Below are 16,858 nucleotides of genomic sequence, written 5' to 3'. Positions count from 1 at the left end.
TAATACTTTCGTAAATTCAGTGTAAGAATGGAATTACAGCCAACATCCATTGACATTTCGCGGCAAAAACACAAGTTTCCAAATGTAAGCAAGCGCTCTAATGGCGCCCTGTAGATTCGCTTTATTGATCCTGGAGTTCCCCATGCCCCATGAAGGCAACCTGTTACAAGCAGCCGTGGTGTTCCTGCTCGCCGCCGTGCTGACCGTGCCTTTGGCCAAACGCCTGCAACTGGGTGCGGTACTCGGCTATCTGTTCGCTGGCGTGATCATCGGACCATCGGTGTTGGGCCTGGTGGGCAATCCACAAAGCGTGGCGCAGTTCTCGGAACTGGGCGTGGTGTTGCTGCTGTTTATCATCGGCCTGGAACTGTCGCCCAAGCGTTTATGGGTAATGCGCAAGGCGGTGTTCGGCGTCGGCCTGGCCCAGGTGTTGCTCACAGGCCTGGTGATGGGGGCGGTAGCGCTATGGCTGTTTGGCCAAGCGTGGAACAGCGCGATCGTGCTGGGTCTTGGCCTGGCCCTGTCCTCTACGGCCTTTGGCCTGCAAAGCCTGGCCGAGCGCAAGGAACTCAACCAACCTCACGGGCGCCTGGCCTTTGCGATTCTGTTGTTCCAGGACATCGCCGCGATCCCACTGATCGCCATGGTGCCGTTGCTGGCCGGCAGCGACCACCCGACCACCGAAGCCCAGGGCTGGCAACACGTACTGCAAATCCTCGGCAGCATCGCCGTGGTGATCATCGGCGGACGCTACCTGTTGCGCCCGGTGTTTCGTATCGTCGCCAAGACCGGCCTGCGCGAAGTGTCCACCGCCACCGCGTTGCTGGTGGTGATCGGCACCGCCTGGCTGATGGAACTGGTGGGCGTGTCCATGGCCCTCGGCGCCTTCCTCGCTGGCCTGCTGCTGGCAGATTCGGAATACCGTCATGAATTGGAATCCCAGATCGAGCCGTTCAAGGGCCTGCTGTTGGGCCTGTTCTTTATCAGCGTCGGCATGGGTGCCAACCTCAGCCTCCTGCTCAGCACACCGCTGGTGGTCATCGGCCTGACCCTGCTGTTGATTGGTTTGAAGTTGCCACTGCTCTACGCCGTTGGCCGCTTGGTGGGCGACCTCAATCGTGAGAGCGCCCTGCGCCTGGGCGTGGTGCTGGCAGCGGGCGGTGAGTTTGCCTTCGTGGTGTTCAAGATCGGCCGCGACCAGGGCCTGTTCGAGCCGCATCTGTACGACGTGCTGGTGCTGACCATCACCCTGTCCATGGCGGTGACGCCGCTACTGCTGTTGGTATGCCCCAAGCTGTTCAAGCCCAAGGCCAAACCCGTGGAGGTGCCGGAGGAATACCGCACCATCGAAAGCGACGCGCCACGTGTGGTGATCGCTGGCATGGGCCGTATGGGCCAGATCGTGGCGCGGATCCTGCGCGCCCAAAACATCTCGTTCATTGCCCTGGACACCTCGGTGGAGACCATCGAGCTGACCCGCAGTTTCGGTGGCATGCCGGTGTTCTACGGTGATCCACAACGCCCGGAAATCCTCCACGCGGCCAAGGTCGATCAGGCCGAGTTCTTCGTAATCGCCATGGACGACCCGGAGATCAACATCAAGACCGCCGAACTGGTGCGCAACCTCTACCCGCACATGAAAATCATCGCCCGTGCCCGTAACCGCCAGCACGTACACCGGTTGGTGGACCTGGACGCCTCACCGGTGCGAGAAACTTTCTATTCCAGCCTGGAAATGAGCCGTCGCACCCTGGTTGGTCTTGGTTTGAGCCAGGCCCAGGCCGACGCACGCATTACCCGTTTCAAAAACCACGACCTGCAAGTCCTCGCCGCCCAACACGCGGTGTACGACGACGCGGCCAAGGTGATGCAAACCGCCCAGGAAGCCCGCACAGAACTGGCGCGGCTATTTGAGATGGACCGACTTGAGGAAGAGTCCGACAAGGTGTAAAGCCATCGATGAACGATTTTGCGAGTTTTCTGACAGAATACGCCGCAATTTCGTTCATCACTGGAGCGCTCCATGGCCACTTTCACCAAGACCGCCGCCCTGCTGGCCCTCGCGCTTACCGCCGGCAGCGTATTCGCTGCCGCCAAACCGACCACACAAACCATCTCGACCTTGGGCGGCAAGTTCACCTTCAGCCTGCCCAAGGCCTACACCGCCGATGCGCTGCCTTCCGGCAAAGCGGAAGATGGCACCGCTGATACCCAGGGCACGCTATACGCCAACTCGACCACGAAAAGTGTGGTGATCGTCGCCGAAACCGTGCGCAACGATGGGGCAACCATCAAGGACAACGACCCACAGTTCCTCGACGGTGCAGTGGCCGACTTCGTCAAGGACCAGAGCGCCGCCCTGCCTGACTTCAAGAAACAGAACGAGAAGAAACTCATCTTCAAGGGCCTGGGCCTGCGCCAAGTGGACAGCACCGCCACCCAAGGCGGCGGCAAGACCTTGAACTCCACCTTCCTGGGCGGTTCAGGCAGTCATTTGCTGGTGATCCAGGCGATTTCCCGGGCGGATGATGTGAAGGGGCATGCGGAGTTGGTGAAGCAGATCACCGGCGGTAAGTAACACCATCCCATGACCGAAACAGGTCAACTGTGGGAGGGGGCTTGCCCCCGATAGCGGAATATCAACCAGCAGAGATGCTGAATGTGCCATCGCCATCGGGGGCAAGCCCCCTCCCACACTGTTCAATTGCGTTCTACTTGAGGTTTGTTTCCAGCCAGGCTTTGAGGTCCTGTATCTCAGCCTCACTCACGGTATGCGGCATGCCCATATACCCGTGAAACTCCGGTTTCAACCCCAGCCCCAGCAACACCTCATTCGCCCGCGTCGCCGAGGTGTACGGCAGTGCCTGGTCCAACGTGCCATGGCCGATAAAGATCGCCAGCTTATCCAATGAGGCATCGGGCTTGAGTTCTGCCTTGAGCACCGGCAACACACTACCACTCAACGCTGCAATTCCACGCACCAGCGTGGGCTTTCGCAAGCAGACCTCGTAAGACATGATCGCGCCCTGGCTGAACCCCACCAGGAACACTCGATCGCTTCGAGTGTGATATTTAGCCGTGGCCTGGGTCACAAAGTCTTCGATCAGCTTGGCACTGCGTTGCAAGTCAGCCGTCTCGCCATCGTAATCACCGTCTCCCGGTTTCCTGGCAAACCAGCGATAGCCACTGGGGTCCACCGGCATCGGCGCACGCGCCGACAGGTAGGTCCAGGTGGACGGCAGCGCGTCCTTGATACCGAACAGGTCTTCCTCGTTACTGCCAAACCCGTGCAGGAAAATCACCAGCGGCTGGTTGCGCGCATCGCCCTGGGTCTGTTCCAGATACGACAGCGGCAAGTCGGTGTGCAATGCGGAGTCAGCCTGGGCAGCGCCGGCCACCAATGCCAACGTCAGGGCAAACAGTTTGAACATGGACAACCTCACGGTTTACGCAGCAAATAGGTGTCCATGATCCAGCCATTCGCCAGGCGCGCAGCCTTGCGCACCCGCTCGATCTCTTCGGCCACCTCCGCCACTTTTCCGCTGATCAGGATTTCATCCGGCGTGCCCAAGTAAGCGCCCCAATAGATATCCAGATCCTGATCGGCCACGGTGCGGTAGGAGTCTTCGGCGTCGAGCATCACCACCAGCGTATCGGCGTCACTCGTCTGCCCCGCCGCCAATCGCCGTCCAGTGGTGATTTCGATGGAACGGCCGATACGGTTCAGCGGCACCTTGTGCTGGGCGGCCAGGGCTTGCACGCTGGTGATGCCGGGGATCACTTCGAATTCAAATTCACAGCGGCCACTGGCCAGAATCGCCTGCAAGATACGAATGGTGCTGTCGTACAGCGCCGGGTCGCCCCACGCCAGGAACGCGCCCACTTCACCGTCGGCCATTTCCTCGTCGATCATGCGCTCGAAAGTCGCCTGCTTGTCGCGGTTGAGGTCCTGCACGGCGGTGGTGTAGTCGATGTCGCCGCGCACACGCTCGGGACAATCGGCCTCCGCAAAACGGTAACCCGGCTCGGTGATGTAGGTCTCGCAGATCTCACGACGCAGGTCGATCAGCTTGTCTTTGCTCTGGCCCTTGTCCATCAGGAAAAACACGTCGGTGCGGTTGAGCGCCTTCACGGCCTGCATCGTGATGTAGTCGGGGTTACCGGCGCCGATGCCGATGATCAGGATGGTCTTCATGGAGGGCTCTCAGTACGGGGCGTGGATTTTGCCATGTTCGCGGGGCTAGGCGTGAGTTTCCAGGCGCAGGCGCCATACGTTGTTGAAACGTAACTCGGTGCTGGACAGCGGTTCGATGTCGATCAAGTAGAACATTGAGAGTGGAAACCGCATGACGTACAACAGAGCAGCGCGGATCACAAACGGGTGGGTGACGGCCAACACATGGCCGGGTTGGGATTCGAGGGATTTCATCCAGCGCTCCACTCGCGTGCAAATCTGTACCACAGACTCGCCGCCGTGGGGCGCGCAGGTACTGTCGGCCATCCAGTCCTGCAACTGCTGACTATCGAGTTGGCCGATGTCCTGCCCTTTCCAACGGCCAAAATCGCCATCACGCAAAGCTTCTTCGATCTGCGGATCAGCACCGAACAAGCCGGCAGTCTGCCGGGTTCTGGCCTCCGGCCCGCACACCAGGCGAGTTTTTTTCGGGTAGCGTCCGCTCAGCGACAGCGCTGCGTCGTGCCAATCCGCCGCGACGGATTCGTCATCGGGAAACCGCCCCTGTTTTTGCAGCGGTGTGACGGCATGGCAAATCAAGGTCAAACGGGTGGACTGCATCACAAATCACTCTGTTTCGTTGCGCAGTCAGCGTAGACAGGCAAAGTAGTCTCGACATGTTACAACGAACATGAAACAGGAAACCGGTTCCGTCGACAGGTACGGCCTTAACCGGAATACCGTTTGTTGCACATGCCATACGCCGTCAAATACCCGGACGGGCCAGGTAGAGCACTTGATAACCCGCGCCAGGGTGCTCAGCGTCCAATGCCTTGGCCGACAACGTAATCCGCACCAGGCGCCATGCTTGTACATCCAACGCCAGGAACACCGCAAACGTATCGCGGTTATCCGCCAACTGCTGATTAATCACCTTCTCGCCCGCCACTACCCCAACCCGATCTGCTCCGGGTGCCAGTGGCCACTCCTCCCGGTACAAACTCACTGCGCCCTCTGCGGGCCCACGCTGTAGATCCAGCGGCAACCAACTCTCGATATGCGGTCGACCAAAGCTATCGAGCACCTTCTGGAAGCGCTCGCCCAGCAAAAAGTCGGCCGCCTGCATCGGGTCGGACCACAGGTACACCGAGGCATAAACATTGCCCTCCGCTTGCCCACGCGCCTGAGCGACAAACGCCTTGAACAGCAACCCCTCGGTGTGATCCCACAAAGGCCCCAGTTGTGCGGCGCGCCGGCGGATCACGTCCATGTCGTAATCGGCGGGCAAGCGATGTGAATACTGTTTGGCAAACATAGAAAAGCTCCCGTGCAGAATGAGGCTCCAGCTTGCGCAGCAGTGATAATTTCAACAAGATATCAATGAATATATATGTAATAAGGACTTGATATGACTGACGTCTCCAAACCTCTGGATATCGACACCGTACAAGCCTTCGTATGGGTGGCGGATTTCGCCAGTTTCACCCGTGCCGCCGAGGCCCTCGACACGTCCCAGGCGGCCGTCAGCCTCAAGCTCAAGCGGTTGGAGGAACGCCTGGGTTATCGGCTGCTGGAGCGTACTCCCCGCCATGTGCGGCTATCGCCCCTGGGTGAACGGTTCATCGTCGCCGCCCGCGCCCTGCTCAACGCCCACGAACGCGCCCTCGGCGACTTGAACGCCCACGCGTCTCGACGGTTGGTGATCGGCATCAGCGACCATGTCGCCGGGCCGGACTTGCCCACCTGGCTCAGCCGTCTCGCCGCCTACGATCCGATGGTGATCCTCGAAGTGCGCATCGCCTCCTCTCGCGACCTGGTGGCCGCGTTCGACCGCAATGAACTGGATGCGGTCATCGTGCGTAATGAAGGTGACCGCCAGGATGGCGAAGTCTTGGCGGTGGAGCGCTTTGGCTGGTTTGCCGCGCCGACCTGGCAACACAACCCCGACACCCCCCTGCGCATGGCAACCATGGCCGCGCCCTGCGGCGTTCGCCACTTGGCGACCAGGGCCTTGGATGAAGCGCGCATAGACTGGACTGAAGTATTTGTCGGCGGCGGAGTGATGGCCGTGGGCGCGGCCGTCAGCGCCGGCCTTGGGGTGGCGGCCCTCGCCCACCGCGTAGCACCGGCCGGCGCGGTGGACGTCAGCGAACAATACGGTTTGCCCGCCCTGCCAGTCAGTGAAGTGGTGCTCTATAGCCGGATCAACGACGCCCGATCGCGCGAGACGTTACGGGCCTTGAGTGCAACTTTTCGAGGGGTGCTGCAGCGCTAGGTGCTCAATTCAATCAAACCACTCTCGCCGCCCCTCAAACGTCCCCACAATCAACGCCACAATCATCCGCACGGCCTCAACATCCTGGACCTGTGCATTCACCGCCAGCCACACCTGCCGCTGCATGCTCTCCACCACCAACCCCGGCAGCCCCACCAGCCCCCGGTCAAAACTCCCCATGTAATGGGGCAACAACCCAATGCACGCCCCACACCGAATCATCTCCAACATCAGCGAATACGCCTGCACCTGCACCACCGCCGCCCGCCGATCCTCAACCACCCGGTTCCAGGGCTGCAAGGCCTCGACCTGCCCATCCGGCTGCCACTGCACCAGCATGTAGTCATCCAAGTCTTCCACACTGTCCGGCCGCGTCGTCAGCCGCGAATACCGCTTGGCGATATGGGGCAAATACTGCAAAACCGCCAGCCGTCGAGGTGCTTCGGTCGCGAAACTCGGGCCGGGGGCGGGGCCGTCGGCGTCCGACAGCCACACCACCACATCCGCACTCACCGCTTGCAAAGCCAGCGGACTGTCGATGGAAATAATTTCCAGGCGCACGCTGGCATTGCGACGCAACAAGGCGATCAGGTCGCGACCCAGGATGTCATGCAGAATCGGTTCGGCCACCGCCAGGCGGATCAGTGGCTGCTCCACCACCGGGACGCGCTGCGCATGGGCCAGGCTGATCAACTGCGCTTGCAGTTGCAGGCCGTCGCGACTAAGCACCAAGCCGTTGCCCTGATAACTGAACAACGAATGCCGTAAGTGCTCCTCCAACTGCGCCAGGCGCTTGCGCAGCAACGTCGCCTTGATATTCAAGCTGCGCGCCGCCTGCATGAAACAGCCGCAACGCGCACTCACCAGGAAGTAGCGCGCCACCTCCGGTTCGATCTCATCGGCCAGGGCCAGCCAGGCACTGCGCGGCTCGCTCGGCACGCGATAAGCGGCGGTCCCCTGGGGGCCGGAAGGTTCCAGATATGCCATGGGTGACTCCCTGTCTCGTAGGTCTATGCATCCAATGCGTGCTTTCGCGGGTTACTCCAGCACCTTGTTCAACTCGGCGCCGTCGATACTCAAGGTGGCGGTATTGAGCATGCCTTCCAGGTAGGCCTTGGCAATCTGCTCCTGACGCTGGGCGCGCAAGGCTTGAGTGAGGCGCTCGCGCAGCTCATCGAGGGACGCGGTGCGCGCCGGCTCCTGGGCGGTGAGCTTGAGTACATGGAAGCCCGCCGCACTCTGCACCGCGTCCGACACGGCGCCCACCTTGAGGCGCGACACCGCACCGCGCACCTCAGGCACCAGTTGCTGCAAGGGTTGCAACCCCGAATCACCGCCCTGTTGCGCGGTGCCCGGGTCTTGGGAAAATTGCGTGGCCAAGGCAGCAAATTCGCCCGGCGCGGCCTGGGCCTTGCGACTCAATTCCTGGGCCTGGCGGCGCACGCTGTCGACGCTTTGCGGGTCATTCACCGCAAGGAAAATCTGACTGACCCGGTACAAAGCCGGCGTCACCCATTGTGCCTTGCCGCTGTCGTAAGCCTGTTGCAATTCCGCCGCGCTGGGATAGTCGGCCGGCACCTGGCTGACCGAGAGCATGTAGTCACGAAACACGATCTGTTCGGTGGCGGCGCGGGTCTGTTGTTCCACCTCCGGGCGCTGACGCCAGCCTTGGGCGTCGGCCTGTTCAATCACGGCCTTTTGCGCCAGGCGCGAGCGAATCCAGGTTTCCAGCGCGCCACGGTTGCCGCGCAGTTGCTCACGGGTTTCGGCCGGCAGGCTGGCCAATACGCTTTGCAGTTCAGGCAGGTCGATCTGCTGATTGCCCAGGCGGGCCACCGCAGGCCCCGCGTGCTCGGGCTTCAGCGGTTGCTGAGCAGCGACCGGGTCTGTGCCCGGTCGCAGACTCAACCCTACCGCCACGACCAGCAAGGTCAGCGCACCCGCGCCGACGAGCAGGGTTGGTTTCTTCACAGGACAGGCGCCTCTTCATCCACCGGTGCTGCCGCAGCCTGGGCTTGCAACTGGGCCGCATGCTGGCTGTAGTCACGCAGGTACACGATAAATTCCTGCAGCAGGCGATCCCACAACTCCAATTGGCTGCGCAGGTGCGTAGCGCCGACACCGGCCACTACCACGTCCATTTCCATCAGCAGAAACTCACCCTGCAACGACAACCGCGCGAAGCGCCGCGAGGCGTTCCACACCTGGGCCAAGCCTTCCGGCAATTCGCCCTGCACCCGCAGTGCGCAGCTGTAGGTGAAGTCTACGTAGCTACCCGGCTCCGCCGCCGGGTTGCCAAAACGCACGGCAAAGCCGATGCCCTGGCTGGCGCTGAGCAGTTGCACTATGCCGTTCTGTTCGGTCTGGTTAACGCGGTAGCCGGCTTCCTGCAGCAGTTCGGTAAGGCTTTGCGGGGTGACGCTGGTGATCAGTTGAACATCGCTCATAGTGTCTCTTCCTTGTTGATCATTGATTAAGCGCGGTGTGTGGAGCATCAAACCGATTAAGGTATAGCTCATCGCCAAAACCCTGGGCGAGTTCCTCGAACTTCACCCGCGCGCCACTGGCGAAAGGTTGGCGGATGCTCATCACTTCGGCCACATCGATTTTTTCGTAGGCGGCCAAAATCTGCTGGGCCACGCCGTACATCTGTTGATTCTTGGCTGAACATTGCTGCACTTGTGTGTCACGTTCAGTCAATTGCGCCTGCAAGCGGGCGCGTTCGGTTTCTTTGCCTTTGGCCAGCACCAGCAGGTCGTCATAGGCCTTCTTGAACTTGCCGATCTGCTCGTTGCTCGCCGCCACCTGGGCTTGCGCCTGGCTGTGCACGCTCTGCTGCTGGCCGGCCAGTTGCTCGGCCACGCCGCGGGCCTTTTCCAGTTCGGTCGTCAGCTGCTTGATCTGCACCTGGGCTTGCTTGGCCTGGGCCTCGGCGGCCAGCCGTGCGGCACTGGCCTGGGCCTGTTCACTTTGCAGCGCCTGCAACTGCTGGGTGGTGCTGCGCAGTTGGGTACGCAGGCGCTCCTCCATGCCTTCGGCCGATGCACCGGTGGCAACCAGCAACAACAGCAGCCCGCCTATTCGCCTGTTCATGTGGCATCTCCCTGCGCATCAGAAGCGCGTGTTGAGTTCCAGTTGCATCACATCGATGTCAAACGGCGCGCCATACACTTCGGAGGCGCTCAGCCAACGGGCGCTGGCATAGATGTTCTTGTCGATGCCGTAGTTGCCGCCAATGAAGTAGCCCTTGGCGTTGGTGCCACCGAGGTGAAACGAGGAGTCGTTGAAGCCATCGGGCAAGGCATCCGGCTGGATGTACTTGTAACCGGCCAACACGTTCCAGTCGCCGCGCTTGCGCATCTCAAAGGCGTTGCCCAGGGTGAACTGCACCATCGCCGCGTTGCCGCCACTTTCAAACTGGCCATTGCTGTTGATGTTGTTGACGATCTGGCCTTCGCTGCGCTTGAGCATTTCGCCCTTGTCGTACGCCAGGTTGTGGATGTAGTTGCCCTGGGTACGCAGCTTGAAGTCGCTGGGCAGTTCGGTGTCCCAGGCCAGGTTCAGGTCCAGCACGTCGAACTTGGACGCCAGGCCCACGAACTGCGGTTGCGGGGTCAGGCCAGGGGTCGCCGGATTGGGCGCGATGTCGCGTAGCAGGAACACACTGTTGCCCTTCTGCATGAAAGCCAGGCGCGAGCCGTCGCTGTCACACGCAGGTTGTCCGGCCCATGGCGAGCAAGGGCTGGAGCGTTTACCTTCGATATCGTCGAAGTGGTAGTAGGCCACCGCGCCCTTCAGGTTGTTGCTGCGGTTGATCTTCCAGTTGGCGCCCATTTGGCCGCCGAACAACCATTTGGTGTCGCTGTCTTCCTTATCCAGACCGTTACTGCTGGCGGCGTCGGAGGTGTACTCCACCGGGAACGCACCCAGGGTGCCGAATACGCCCCACTCGTTGCTCAGCGCATGGTTGAAGTTGGCGGCGATACCGTCGAAGTTCAGGTCCGGGGAATACAGGATGTCGGTGGAATAGAACGGGTTGGCGAAACGCCCGGCAGTCAGGGTCAGGTCCGGGCTGGCCTTCCAGCTCATGTAGCCCTGGTCGAGCCAGATGTCCTTCTTGCCGAAGCCGCCGCCCAGGGTCTGGGTGGTGGACACCGGGTTGTTGTCGGAACCCGTACCGATACGGATGCCAGCGGTCCATTCCGGCGAGATCACCGCTTTCATGCCCAGGCGGGCACGCAGGCGGAACAGGTTCTGCCGGTCCTTGGTGGTATTGAGCAACGGCGGCAACTTGGTGTTGGTGTCTTTGTTGACGTCGTACGGGCCACTCTCGTTGAGCTTGGCGTAGTCGACGATTTCATTGCTGTTGTTACCCGAGAAATAGCGCGACTCGTCTCGCAGGCGGATATCGCCATCGAACGTGATGCGCGACACCCAGTCCGGAAAGGTATTGGGCTGCGCCCAGTTTTCCTGTTTGGCGGTGGCCATGACTTCAGCCTTGACCTGGTCACGGATCTGGTCACGCACGGCCTGCGGCACGTACTGCACGCGCACATCGCCAGGCGCTGCGGTCGGGCCGCTGGCAACCACCGGCGCGGCATTGGCCTGGCGGGCCTGCTGGGCTTGTTGTTCGGCCTGGGCGATCAACCCATTGGCGGCGTCCTGGGTCAATACACCTTGCTGCACCAGCAAACGGATCAAATTGATCGTGACGTTTTCCGATGGCGCAACCGGTGCTGCCGACGCCTGGCCGACCAGGGTGGCGATGACCATGCCGACCGCCAGGGTCAGTCGATTCACGGGGGAAATCATGTGTACGCAACTCCTGTCAAAAATGGGGTTTGATCAATCCGGGCGTCGGCCCTTGAGCGACAGCCGTACCGGCATCGTCACGGCGGCCGGTACGCGCTGCGTGGCATGGGGCGCACGCAACGCGGCGAGTACTTGTGCATCGGTCTCGGCGTCGCCGCTGGACTTCACCAACTCAGCCCGCGTCACCTGACCCTCGGCGCTCAACCATAAATCGGCCTGCACCGCGTAAGCCTTCTTGCGTAACTCCGGGTCTTCTCTCAACAGGCGCTGGAACACCCCTGCCAAATACTGCTTGTACGTACCGGTGCCCAAGCCACCACCGCCGGAACCGGCCATGCCGCCGCCCTTGCCCGCGCCGATGTTGAAACCGTCGTTACCGGACTGCGCATCGCCATCGATCTGCATCGGGTTGGCCAAGTCATCGGCCGGTGACGGCGGTGCTTCCTCTGCCGGCTTGACCTCTTCCGGCTCTGGGGTGGGCTCCGGTTCCGGGATCTTTTCTTCAACCTGAGGCTCAGGTTCCTTGGGCTTTTCCGGTGGTGGCGGCGGTGGTGGCGGCAACGGGATAATGGTCGGCACCTTCGGCGCTTCACGGCGCACGCCGCTCATGTCATTGGCCCACTGCCATAAGAACCAGGCAGCCACGGCGCCCAGCAACAGGCCGACGCCCCACTTCAATGGGCGCAGAGGCGGCTTGTTCTTCACAGGCAGGGGCGGCATCGGGATCTGTGCGGTCATGGCTCAGCCCTGGCTCGGTTTGCCGGTAACCAACCCGACCTGGGACAGCTCCAGTCGACGCAGCAGATCGAGCACCTCGATCACCTTCTGGTACTGCACCAACGCATCACCGCGCACGATCACCGGAAAATCCGGGCTCTGCGCCTTCTCGATACGCAAACGATCTTCCAGCTCGGCCAGGGTCACCGGGTAAGCATCGAGGAACACCTGGCCGCCATCGTTCACCGAAATGGCCTTGGTCTTGGCTTCGGACAGCGACACCGAGGCACTGGCCTTGGGCAGATGAATCTGGATACCCGAAACCTGGGCCGTGGCGGTGAGGATGAACATCACCAACACCACCATCAGCACGTCCACCAGGGGCGTGATGTTGATGCTGTCGACGGCGGCATCTTCGTCATCGTCGTGGGAGGCATTTACGCTAGCCATGGCGATTCTCCTCAGGCCGACACAGGGGCGTGCTGCTCGCGGCGGTGCGCCGTTTCGCTGGACTGGCTCTCGCCGTGCATCTCCGCCAGGCGAGTGATGAACTCGTCGACGAACACGCGCATATCGGCGCTGACTTCTCTGTTGCGCGTGATCAGGCGGTTGTAGCCAAACAGGGCCGGAATCGCGACGAACAAGCCCATGGCCGTGGCCAGCAACGCGGCGGCCATGCCCGGGGCGATGGCGTTGATGTTTACGTCACCGGCCATGGCCGTGCCGAGGAACACCACCATGATCCCCAGCACCGTGCCCAGCAGGCCGATATACGGGCCGCCGGCAATGGCGTTGGACAGGGTCGACAATTTGGAACTGAGTGCCTGGTTTTCCCGGGTGCGCACACCGTCCATGGAGCAGCGGATGGCTTCGATGGTGGCCGCCGACACCGACGACGTGTCGGCACCTTGGGCGCGGCGCGTGCGGATCTCCTTGATCGCCACGCGGTACAGGCGCCACAACGAAGAATGTTGCAGGCGCTCGGCCAAGACGGTGTCGTCGTAGTACATCTCCAGGCGGGTGCCGATTTGGGCAAATTCGCCGCGGAAGATCTCGTTGGCCGCACTCACTCGGCTGACCATGCGGTTCTTGCGCAGCATGATGAACCACGACTGGAACATCATCGCCACCAGCACCAGGATAATCACCCAGGCATCCACCGGCACGGCCTTGAGTAGGAAGCCCAGGCTGCCGAAACCGAAGCCCGACTGCTCTTCATCCACACCGTAAGCCACCAGTTTCGACTCGGCGCCCTGGGCACTGGCATCGGCCAACAACAGCGAGGCTGGGCGAGCGACCTTTGACAGACGCAACTCATCGATTGCCCCAGCGAACGGCTGGTGACCGCTGGCGGCTTCCGGAAGATCGGCACCAAGCGCCAATTGCGTATTGAACGCCGGCAGCGCCACCGCCAGGCTCGCCGTTTCGCGGCCATTGACGTACAACGCGATCTTTTCGCCCTCGGCGGTGAACGCCAGGTGCTGCCATTGGCCAGGGTTCAGCGGCTGGGTCGAGGCAGCGCGTTGGCCGTCAACCTCCACAAACGGACTGCCTTGGTTCACACCCAGCAACAGGCTGTGCGGTCCCTCGCGACGGGCCAACAGCACTTGTTCGCCACTGGCCTGGTCCAGACGCAGCCAGGCGCTGAAGGTGAACGCGCCACCGGCCGCGTGTTGCAACGACGGGCTGGCCGGCAGCAACAACGGCTGACCGCCGAACTGCAAGGCGCGACCAATCACACCGTCGATGCTGGCGCCGGTGGCATTCACGGCGGTGTTGCCATAGGCGGTGGTGTCCCGTGGCGGTGTGCCGTTGGCGCCGTCGAAGTGATACAGCGCGGTGTAGTTCGGGTCGAACGTCAGTTGGCCGTTGGCAGTGGACGGCGCTTTCTGGTTGCCGTAGTACATCCAGATGTCCTGGCGCTGGCCGCCTTCGACCTTGGGCACATCGACCCAGATCAGCGCCATGCCCATCAACGGGTCGAAGCTTTCGATCTGGTGGTTGAACACGGTCTTGTCATCGGCACTGACAAAGCGCAGGTCGGCGCCGTCATCCTTGACCCCATCAAACGTGAAATTGCCGGTGTGCAGGCGTACCAGCAATGCGGTACGGCCCAGGGCCTGGTTGATCGCCGCGCCTTGGGCGGTGGTGTCTACGGTGATCTGTTTGCGGTAGTGCCAGTCGTCCTGCCACCAGGCATGGGCGGTGGCTGGAAGCGTGAAGCCCAGGCAGATCAACAGGCTCAGGAATAGGCGTTGCATGGGTGAAGTCTCCGGAAGAAAAGGTCAGAAAGTCGCCTGCACACTGAAGTGCAGTCGCGAATCCTGTTTCTGGGTGTTCGGTCCATCGAGCAGCGGGTAGCCCCAATCCAGACTGCCGGATAACCATTTGCTCAAACTGGCGCGGGTGCCCAGGCCAACGCTGGCCAGGCTGTATTCGTCTTCTTGCTCGGCCAGGGGTTTTTGAAGGCGCAGGCGCGCACCTTCGGCGAACGCGTAGAAGCGCCATTCCTGCACATAGCTGCCGAGAAACTTGGCCAGGGACGGCGTGCGCATTTCCTGGGAAAACAGAATGCCCTCGTCCCCCGTGCGCTCCGCCGCCAGGTAGCCGCGCACCGAGGTGGCGCCGCCAGCGGAATACTGTTCGTTGGACACCAGCGGCCCGGAGGCGAGTTGGAAACCGCCCTTGGTCGCCGACTGCCAATCATTGGCGAAGGTGTAGGTGTAATTCGCGTCGCCCTTGAGCACCGCGAAACTCGGACTGGCCTTGTAGCGCTTGTACTCGAACTCCTGGGAGTCGCTGCCATAGCCGAAGAACGCGCGGGTGCCTACCACCAGGTTCAATCCCAGGCCCAGGCTGGATTGTTCGCTGTAGCGATAGCCGTTGTAGCCGAAGGTGAACGGCGCGTACTTGAGCGGCACCTGGTCGTTGCTGCTGCCCAGCCTCAGCTGTTCGTCAAAGTCCTTGAAGTCCACGCCGAAAGAGAACGAATTGGCCCATTTGTCACTGGCCGGCAGGTTGTAGATAGCCGACACGCCGTAGGAATGACCCTTGCCCAACACGTTGCTGCCGCCGATGGTGGCGATGTTGCTGTCGGACTGGTAGCCCGAAAATTGCAAGGTCCAGCGATCATTCAACGGTGCGCTATAGGAGCCCGACCAGACCTTGGCATTACTGCTGTCCTCGGGTGCTGTGAAGTAGGTCAGGGAAATGCTGTGGCCCAGTTGCCAGAGGTTGTCATAACCCACGGTCGCCACCGAGCGCAGCTCCTTGGTGTCAGCACTGTAGTCGTTGTTCAGGCCGATGCTGGCGTGCCAGGGGTTCTGGTCTTCGACCTGCAAGTCGACATCCATGGTGCCCGGGCGCTGCCCTTCGCGTACCAGCGGCGTCACCTGCCGCCCCACGCCGCGGTTGAGCCCGGCCAGTTGGGTTTGCACGCTGGCGAAATCGGGTACTGCACCCTCCTTGAGCGCCGGCACCTCTTCACGGATTTCCACCGGAGAATAGTGTTTGGCACCCACCACCCGTACCCGGCCGACCTTGGTTTCACTGACTTGCAGATAGACGATGCCGTCATCGACTTTCTGCTCGGGCAGCTCGACAAACACCGACTGGTAGCCACGAGCCTGATAGATTTTCTGCAGCGCGTCACGGGCGCCTTCGATATCACCGAGGGTCTTTTGCGGGCCGAGGAACGGGTACACCGCTTCCTCGATGGCGGCCGCATCGAGCACGGTATTGCCGCGCACGAAGTACTCGTTGACGTCTACCCGGCGTGCCGCGCCCTCTTCCTCGGCCAACGCGGGTTGAGCCAAGGCCCCCAGCGTCAGGCACAGCGCCAGCGTTGACTTGAACAGATGCTCCACACCGCCCCCCGGTTGTCTAAAAAAGAGTTGTCTAAAAAAGTTGTGCGCCTTCGCCGATTGCACGGCGTTCAGCCTGCTCAATTGCTGGTGGTCGAAAGATGGCTGTGCCGGGCCAGCCAGGTATGCAACAAGGCGAAGTTCAACGAGAACTCCGGCATGTGCAGCAAGGCGCCACAAAACACTTCACCGATGATTTTCTGGATGAGTTGCACCGCATGCGGGTTGTTGAGCAACGTGGCGATGTCGCGCTGCAGGGCGTGGATGCCCCACACCCGCTGGTTCAGGTCGAGGCCGACGAACCAGCGGAACAGCAGGTTGTAATTGAGCTGTTCATGCAGTTGCTGCTCGCTGGGTACCGAATACAGCAGTTGCAGCAGCAGGATGTGCACCACGGTGTGTGGCGCGATCAGCATGCCCGGCTCGGCCTGGAGCAGGTCGCGGTGCTGGTCGAGCACTTCGTCGATCTGCGGGCGCAGCAACACCAGAGAATGGCCGGCGGGGATGTAGCTGGAGACTTCCTTCAAGGCGCCCTGCCAATCGTCCTGGGAGACGATCCACACCCACGGCGCGCCGTAGCGGTACACCGAAACCGGCTTCTTGCGCGCGGCTTCGACGATCTTCGACAGGCGCTGATCGAGCTCCTGCATGCCGACTTTCGAGTAACGTTCCATAGTTCCCATGTGCCCCACTCCTGGCGTCCTGCTGACGGCTTTGGAGGGGACTTTTGATCGCCTCCAGCGCGTTACATAGGCAAGACGGGAGTGGGTGCGGGCTACCGAACTTTTGTCATGAAAGCTTCATTTGGGATTGATTGGGGGGCAATTTTTTAACTTGGGCTTGTTGTGTGTGTATCCGTTATTTGGGTAACGGCCTCTATTGGTTCCGCTCTTACAGCGGCTCACTTTTGAAAAGCGCAAAAGTAAGCAAAACGCTCTTGCCCCAACACTCGGCACCTCGCCTAGGCTCGGTGTGCCCGTAATTCGACATGGATTTGGGGGGCCGCCGCCACGCGCC

At 61.4% G+C, this 16,858-nt stretch carries 17 protein-coding genes; 3 read left to right on the top strand and 14 right to left on the bottom strand.

All coding sequences use genetic code 11. The features are described 5' to 3' along the window. Window positions 1–142: 142 nt before the first annotated feature. Together AC07V4_RS25430 and AC07V4_RS25425 are read left to right on the top strand one after the other, a co-directional pair. On the top strand, window positions 143–1,951 hold the full coding sequence (locus tag AC07V4_RS25430) for a monovalent cation:proton antiporter-2 (CPA2) family protein (protein WP_431751541.1): 1,809 nt from the start codon (window positions 143–145) through the stop codon (window positions 1,949–1,951). 72 nt (window positions 1,952–2,023) lie between these two features. Then, window positions 2,024–2,578 (top strand): DcrB/PsbP domain-containing protein, encoded by a 555-nt coding sequence (locus AC07V4_RS25425; protein ID WP_492637978.1) that lies wholly within the window; start codon window positions 2,024–2,026, stop codon window positions 2,576–2,578. Between the two features lie 133 nt (window positions 2,579–2,711). On the opposite strand, the gene AC07V4_RS25420 is transcribed toward AC07V4_RS25425, so the two are convergent. From AC07V4_RS25420 to AC07V4_RS25405, 4 genes are all read right to left on the bottom strand, one after another. Further along, the gene (locus AC07V4_RS25420) at window positions 2,712–3,431 is read right to left on the bottom strand and encodes an alpha/beta hydrolase (protein ID WP_492637979.1); all 720 of its coding nucleotides are present in this window, start codon (window positions 3,429–3,431) and stop codon (window positions 2,712–2,714) included. Window positions 3,432–3,439: 8 nt separating this feature from the next. After that, on the bottom strand, window positions 3,440–4,195 hold the full coding sequence (cobF, locus tag AC07V4_RS25415; RefSeq protein ID WP_492637980.1) for a precorrin-6A synthase (deacetylating): 756 nt from the start codon (window positions 4,193–4,195) through the stop codon (window positions 3,440–3,442). A 45-nt stretch (window positions 4,196–4,240) separates the two neighbouring features. After that, entirely contained in the window at window positions 4,241–4,795 is a 555-nt protein-coding gene (locus tag AC07V4_RS25410; protein ID WP_492637981.1) for a histidine phosphatase family protein, read from the bottom strand. A 145-nt stretch (window positions 4,796–4,940) separates the two neighbouring features. Next, entirely contained in the window at window positions 4,941–5,489 is a 549-nt protein-coding gene (locus AC07V4_RS25405; protein WP_492637982.1) for a DUF4865 family protein, read from the bottom strand. A gap of 93 nt (window positions 5,490–5,582) precedes the next feature. Here AC07V4_RS25405 and AC07V4_RS25400 point away from each other — a divergent pair, with 93 nt between their 5' ends. Beyond that, window positions 5,583–6,449 (top strand): LysR family transcriptional regulator, encoded by an 867-nt coding sequence (locus tag AC07V4_RS25400; protein ID WP_492637983.1) that lies wholly within the window; start codon window positions 5,583–5,585, stop codon window positions 6,447–6,449. A 9-nt stretch (window positions 6,450–6,458) separates the two neighbouring features. Here the strand turns inward: AC07V4_RS25400 and AC07V4_RS25395 are convergent, their stop codons facing one another. The 10 genes from AC07V4_RS25395 to AC07V4_RS25350 all read right to left on the bottom strand — a co-directional run bounded on the left by AC07V4_RS25395 (window position 6,459) and on the right by AC07V4_RS25350 (window position 16,515). Further along, window positions 6,459–7,436 carry a LysR family transcriptional regulator gene (locus AC07V4_RS25395; protein WP_492637984.1) on the bottom strand — a complete coding sequence of 326 codons (978 nt, stop codon included), beginning with the start codon at window positions 7,434–7,436 and terminating at the stop codon, window positions 6,459–6,461. A gap of 51 nt (window positions 7,437–7,487) precedes the next feature. Beyond that, the gene (locus tag AC07V4_RS25390; RefSeq protein ID WP_492637985.1) at window positions 7,488–8,420 is read right to left on the bottom strand and encodes a peptidylprolyl isomerase; all 933 of its coding nucleotides are present in this window, start codon (window positions 8,418–8,420) and stop codon (window positions 7,488–7,490) included. After that, entirely contained in the window at window positions 8,417–8,896 is a 480-nt protein-coding gene (locus tag AC07V4_RS25385; protein WP_492637986.1) for a YbjN domain-containing protein, read from the bottom strand. The genes AC07V4_RS25390 and AC07V4_RS25385 overlap by 4 nt, the downstream gene beginning before the upstream one ends. 19 nt (window positions 8,897–8,915) lie before the next feature. Continuing rightward, window positions 8,916–9,542, bottom strand: coding sequence for a DNA repair protein (locus AC07V4_RS25380; RefSeq protein WP_492637987.1), 627 nt, complete (start codon window positions 9,540–9,542; stop codon window positions 8,916–8,918). Between the two features lie 18 nt (window positions 9,543–9,560). Then, complete coding sequence (locus AC07V4_RS25375) at window positions 9,561–11,261, bottom strand: putative porin (protein WP_492637988.1); 1,701 nt, start codon at window positions 11,259–11,261, stop codon at window positions 9,561–9,563. Between the two features lie 33 nt (window positions 11,262–11,294). After that, a complete protein-coding gene (locus AC07V4_RS25370; RefSeq protein ID WP_492637989.1) occupies window positions 11,295–11,999 on the bottom strand; it encodes an energy transducer TonB family protein in 705 nt (234 codons plus the stop codon). A gap of 3 nt (window positions 12,000–12,002) precedes the next feature. After that, window positions 12,003–12,428 (bottom strand): ExbD/TolR family protein, encoded by a 426-nt coding sequence (locus AC07V4_RS25365; protein WP_431751068.1) that lies wholly within the window; start codon window positions 12,426–12,428, stop codon window positions 12,003–12,005. A gap of 11 nt (window positions 12,429–12,439) precedes the next feature. Continuing rightward, window positions 12,440–14,239: a DUF2341 domain-containing protein gene (locus AC07V4_RS25360; RefSeq protein ID WP_431751067.1), complete on the bottom strand. Its 1,800-nt coding sequence runs from the start codon at window positions 14,237–14,239 to the stop codon at window positions 12,440–12,442. Between the two features lie 24 nt (window positions 14,240–14,263). Further along, on the bottom strand, window positions 14,264–15,844 hold the full coding sequence (locus AC07V4_RS25355; protein ID WP_492637990.1) for a ShlB/FhaC/HecB family hemolysin secretion/activation protein: 1,581 nt from the start codon (window positions 15,842–15,844) through the stop codon (window positions 14,264–14,266). A 77-nt stretch (window positions 15,845–15,921) separates the two neighbouring features. Continuing rightward, entirely contained in the window at window positions 15,922–16,515 is a 594-nt protein-coding gene (locus tag AC07V4_RS25350) for a transposase (protein ID WP_492638109.1), read from the bottom strand. Window positions 16,516–16,858 lie beyond the last annotated feature (343 nt).

This window comes from Pseudomonas sp. GW821-FHT03A09, assembly GCF_059421065.1.
The sequence above is the reverse complement of the archived record's forward strand: the minus strand, read 5'-3'. Positions and strand labels throughout refer to the sequence as shown.